Below are 386 nucleotides of genomic sequence, written 5' to 3' on the forward strand. Positions count from 1 at the left end.
TTAGTATTGCTAAGGAAAAGGGTAAAAATCTTTTTCAGGTGAGATTTATTAAGTGGTCATAACGTATTCGTGGGTATGTGGCTCGAATCCACACAAATAGAGCAGCTAAGGCCACCGTCTGGGCAATTAAAACAATATCACTTATAAGTGGTAGTGTTCTTAGGAAGATTAGTCTTGTAAATAGTCTTATTACTAAGATGTTTATATATTCTGCCATAAAAATTAGGGCAAATAAACCCCCAGACGATGCCAGAATTGTACCTGTTATATTCCAGCTAAGGCGCCAAACCTGTGACTGATGATCGGAAAACTGAGCGACATTTCGGACTTCATATCTGCTAGTTCCAAGCTGAGTTGCACTCTCCTTCCTTGCAAGTGGTTTAACC

Annotated in this window: 1 protein-coding gene; it reads right to left on the reverse strand. The window is 39.4% G+C overall.

Translation table 11 applies throughout. The annotated features are described in order from the left end of the window. Positions 1-34: 34 nt before the first annotated feature. A complete protein-coding gene (locus tag L5849_RS17725; RefSeq protein WP_370459239.1) occupies positions 35-268 on the reverse strand; it encodes an NADH-quinone oxidoreductase subunit H in 234 nt (77 codons plus the stop codon). Between the last annotated feature and the right edge of the window lie 118 nt (positions 269-386).

The sequence above is a fragment of the Erythrobacter sp. SN021 genome (genome assembly GCF_021864455.1).